4 protein-coding genes are annotated in these 4,439 nt (G+C 68.7%); 2 read left to right on the top strand and 2 right to left on the bottom strand.

Annotation, left to right across the window (positions count from 1 at the left end; translation table 11 throughout):
• Positions 1-1,000: 1,000 nt before the first annotated feature.
• Together ACZ6S6_RS33080 and ACZ6S6_RS33085 are read left to right on the top strand one after the other, a co-directional pair.
• On the top strand, positions 1,001-1,471 hold the full coding sequence (locus tag ACZ6S6_RS33080; RefSeq protein ID WP_054219677.1) for a hypothetical protein: 471 nt from the start codon (positions 1,001-1,003) through the stop codon (positions 1,469-1,471).
• The gene (locus ACZ6S6_RS33085) at positions 1,468-1,848 is read left to right on the top strand and encodes a MarR family transcriptional regulator (protein WP_054219678.1); all 381 of its coding nucleotides are present in this window, start codon (positions 1,468-1,470) and stop codon (positions 1,846-1,848) included. The genes ACZ6S6_RS33080 and ACZ6S6_RS33085 overlap by 4 nt, the downstream gene beginning before the upstream one ends.
• Before the next feature lie 1,320 nt (positions 1,849-3,168).
• On the opposite strand, the gene ACZ6S6_RS33090 is transcribed toward ACZ6S6_RS33085, so the two are convergent.
• The gene (locus ACZ6S6_RS33090) at positions 3,169-3,501 is read right to left on the bottom strand and encodes a hypothetical protein (protein ID WP_469708582.1); all 333 of its coding nucleotides are present in this window, start codon (positions 3,499-3,501) and stop codon (positions 3,169-3,171) included.
• Between the two features lie 196 nt (positions 3,502-3,697).
• The coding region (locus tag ACZ6S6_RS33095) for a hypothetical protein (RefSeq protein ID WP_469708584.1) at positions 3,698-4,439 on the bottom strand (742 nt) is incomplete at its 5' end.

Raw genomic sequence — 4,439 nt, forward strand, 5'->3', positions numbered from 1 at the left:
CCCGCGGAGCGGGTACCACATCGCTGCGCGATGTGCAAGGGGAACGGTCGCTGCGCTCCCGTCCGCCCACGCGATGCGTGGGCGCCTCCCTCCGCTGCGCTCCTGGAGGCAGCCGGGCCGGCCGCTGCGCGCCCGACTGCCCGCGCGGTGCGCGGCCGGGCTGATCGGGTCAGTGGGTGCGGCTAGTGGGGCCTCCAGTACGGGAGTTGGGGGAGCGCGGGGCGCTCCCGGCGGGTCCGCTGCGCTCCCCCGCCTGACGGTCCTTCCGGCTGCGCCTCCAGAACCTTGAGGCCCGCTGGCGCGGGCCGGGCTGGCTACGAGGGTGGGGGTCGCTCGCTCGTGCGAGTTTCAGTGTAGTGCATGCATCGGGTTGATGCAGCATGTATCTTTGGCGAAAACACGGGACACCCTCCAACCACCCGTGCGGGGCGCCCCTTTTGAGGAAACGTCAGCGCAGGTATCCGGTTCAGTAACTCACGCGAGGAATCACGAATTGGGAAGCTGTGGGCCTCAGCAACAGAACGGCACCTCAGATAGTGGACACTGTGAATTCCGGCGAGCGGAGGCGCCGGAGACGAACGGCCCCTCGGGCCGGGCGGCGGAACCCGCCACGCACCTCAGCCCCTCCTGTTGGTACTTGTCTCGTCATGGCTGGCACCACCCGAGACTCAGAGGCGCTGCTGCCGTCCACGAGCCGCGGGAAGACCACGGAGCCGCACGCGAAGCCGCCTCGGCCCCCTCGGGTCCGGCCGGCACCCGTGGACGGCGGGATGGGTGCGTATAGAGCGATCAAGCATCACCGCAGCTCAGCGGCCATGCCATGTATCGCTGAGGGCTAGTTGAGTATCAATCGGGACGCACCTTTCCCCTAGAGGGGAAATGATCATGTGTCGATTCGGGGCAAGTTCGGCGTGGCGGTTCCCCTCCAGGGGAAATGCCCACTACGGTCAGGGCGCGTACATCGTTCCCCTCCAGGGGAAAGCCCGAGGTGAGGAGCGGTATGGGCCGGGCAAGGCCAGCAGCCAACACGAGCACCGGCGAGTACCTCCAGCTGGAGCTGCTCGACAAGAACGACAAGCCGTTCGCCTGGAGCGGCGGAGGCCGGCACGTCAACGCCAGCAAGAAGTTGGGCGCGGCGCTGTTCTCGAAGGACAGCGGGTACTCCAAGAATGACAAGCTGGTCTGGGGCTACTACCTGTTCAACTCACCGCCCGGAGACGAGCCGCTGCGCGAGAGCTTCCGCGAGATCGGCATCAACCTGGAGCTGCGTCCGAACGCGGTGAGCAAGTCGGTAGGTAGCCTTCATCGTGGGGGCTACCTCCTGGAGGCGGAGAAGGTGGGCCGGGTGAAGTTCTACAAGCTGAACCCCCGGGCGGCCTACGACGGCTCCTCGGGACAGCAGCGGCACGCCACACAGCACGCGCGCCACCCATCGACCACCTGCCCGCCGGAGAAGAAGGAGGCGTCATGACCACGCAGATCGCCGAGCCGTTCGCCCCGCGCTTCATGGAGGCCGCGGAGCTCAACGACCTCCTCCTCCGGTCCCAGCTCAAGCAGGGCGCCGACCTCAAGGTCCTCATGTACTACGCCACGGCCGTCCCGATGGGTGAGCCGGTCCGCAGCACCGCCACGGACATCGGCCGCATGGTCGGCCTGAGCACCACCAGCGCCTCGCGCAGCATCGGCCGGCTCGCCGAGAACGGCTGGCTCCAGCTCGCCTACAGCGCCGTCGGCGTGAAGTTCTACCGCCTCGGTGCCAAGGCGTCGGGCCTACCGCCGGCCCCCGGGGCCCCGGACGACGACGCGGACGCGCCCCTGGCGACCGTCCGGCACCTTCACGCTTCCTGACCCGGCCGCCCGCCCGGCCGGGCACCACGGCGCTGCACCTCATGAGGGTGCGGCGCCGTTCTCGTGTCGCGGGAGGGGCGTTACATCGTTCCCCTGTGAGGGAAACGGCAGGTGGGACCGCCTTTCCGCCCCGGCTCAGGGCCTCTCGCCCGCGCACTGACCTGCGGCAACAGCGGAAGTGCTCTCCTCCGCGATACATCGTTCCCCTCCAGGGGAAACCTTCGGCAGTCGCGGACGTTTCCCCACATCAGCGCGCTGCACGGACAGACATCGGTATCGCTGGTGCTACCGCTTTGTTCTGGAGAACCAGAACAAAGAGCCTGCCGGGCGGCACCGACCGCGAGAAGCGCGTACATCGTTCCCCTGGAGGGGAAAGGCGCAGATGGACAGCGCAGCGAGCAGCACCAGCGCGGACGCTGATCATCGCCCCCGGGTGATAACCACCGGCCTCCGGTGCAGCAGCCATCCGTGCTGCACCGGTGAGGCTGGCCTTGCTACCCGTGCAGCACCCGTGTGCCGCCCGGGTCGGGCGAATGCCGCATCGCAAGCCGGGCGACCGGGGCAGCACCTGTTCTTGCACCCCTCCGCTGCCCTTGCACCCTTCACCGCAGCAGCTCGTGCAGCATGGCGGGCAGCAGGCGGGAGGGTGCAAGGTGCTGGCCGGTGCGGGAGAGCTCCGCTGGGGCTTCGCCGGGAGACCGCTGGAGGCCGTGTGAGCGGGCCGGGACCGGGCACCGTCTTGCACCCCAATGTAGTTAGGTACTTGTAGTACCTATGCGCGGGTAGAACTCTCTTCCCTCTGAGAGCAGAGCTCGCGGCCGGGAGAGCGAGAACACCGGCGCCGGAGAAGAGCTGCGGCAGGTCTGCCGGGGAAGCTGCGGGGGCACCCGGGCTGCGCGAAGCGCTGTACGCCGCTGTGAGGCCCCAAGAGGTCCTTGATCGTCGCCCCAGGGGCCCGGAACGGCTCGGAGCGCCGCAGAAGGCCACACAGCGCTGGGAAGGATCATGTGCACCCCCGGGCGACGGCGACCGTGACGAGCTCCGTCCGGCCGTGCGATTACTGCGCACCCAGAGCCATCGACCGTTCATCCGCTTCAGCGAGGTTTTCCACAGCCTCACCTACCGGTATCTCGCCTTCGGCGGATGACAAGCGCGCACCCGTCATCAGGTCAGTCAGTCCTACGTCTTCCTCTTACGCGAGCGATGCCTCATCAACCGGCGGACCCGATCCCTCACCAAACGATGAACATGGCGTTCTGCAGCGGGACGGGGTCCCAGTAGTTCTCGCCGAAAAAACAACGCTAAGGACTGAGTCGCAGGTCAGGCCGTGGGCTCCAGAGGGGCCGTGGCTGCCTGCTCGTCGTGCTCGCGCAGCATGCGCATGACGGTGGCCGGGGCTGGGTGCTGGCCGCGCTTCTTGCCGGTGCGGATGACGAGGCGCGAGGCGATCTCGCGCAGCGAGAGGCGTTCGTCGTCACGCAGGCGCAGGGCGGTCGCGAGCATGTCCTCGTCGGAGACCTTGACGCCGCCGATCGCCTTGCCCTTCGTGCGGGCGGTCAGGACGTCGTGGGTCAGACCTCGATGTACGCGACGACGACGATCGTTATCTGCGGTCCTAATTTGGCCCTTGTTGTGTGAGGCACATGGGCTCATCAGCCCGTGTGCCTGTGGGATATCTGCTGGTTGTGAGACACGTGTTGACGGCCAGTCATCGGTGTCATGCAGTTCCGTGCTGCATGCGCCGAATCCCCTATCGATGGGCGACCGCTGTGGGGCGTGGTCGCCTTCATCAAGGTCTGATGACGTCCTGGACCAGGCCGACCGCGTACTGCTCACCCGATGCGCTGGTTCAGTCCAGATCGTTCCACGCCCACGACGGGGCGGCACTCCCGTCAGGTTCACGTCCGAATCGGAAGTGTTCCTGGTTCCCCCCGAACTGAATAAACAGATCGAAGCGTCCTGCGGCAGGAAGCCGTTCCGCCAGTGCGGCAGTCTGTTCGTCCGCCCCGGCCTCCCGCAGCGCCTCCAGCAGCAGGGCGGCGTCGCCCGGGCCGTCGAGGGGGGTGTGCGCGGCGGCCCGTTCCGCCAGTGCGGCAGTCTGTTCGTCCGCCCCGGCCTCCCGCAGCGCCTCCAGCAGCCAGGCGACGTCGAACAGGTCGTCGAGGGGGGTGTGCGCGGCGGCCCGCTCCGCCAGCGCGGCGGCCTGTTCGTCCGCCCCGGCTTCCCACAGCGCCTTCAGCAGCTGGGCGACGTCGAACGGGTCGTCGAGGGGGGTGTGCGCGGCGGCCCGCTCCTCCAGTGCGGTGACCTGTTCGTCCGCCCCGGCCTCCCGCAGCACGTTCAGCAGCCAGGCGACGGCGCCCGGGTCGTCGAGGGAGGCTCGCGCGGCGGGGTCGCGGGCCAGCAGAGCGGCGGTCCGTTCGTCCGCCCCGGCCTCCCGCAGCACCTCCAGCAGCCAGGCGAGGTCGAACAGGTCGTCGAGGGAGGCTTGCGCGGCGGGAGTGCGGGCCAGCAGTGCGGCGGTCTGTTCGTCCGCCCCGGCCTCCCGCAGCGCCTCCAGCAGCCCGGCGACGGCGGCCGGGTCATCGAGG

It is taken from the genome of Streptomyces sp. NPDC048671, assembly GCF_055587045.1.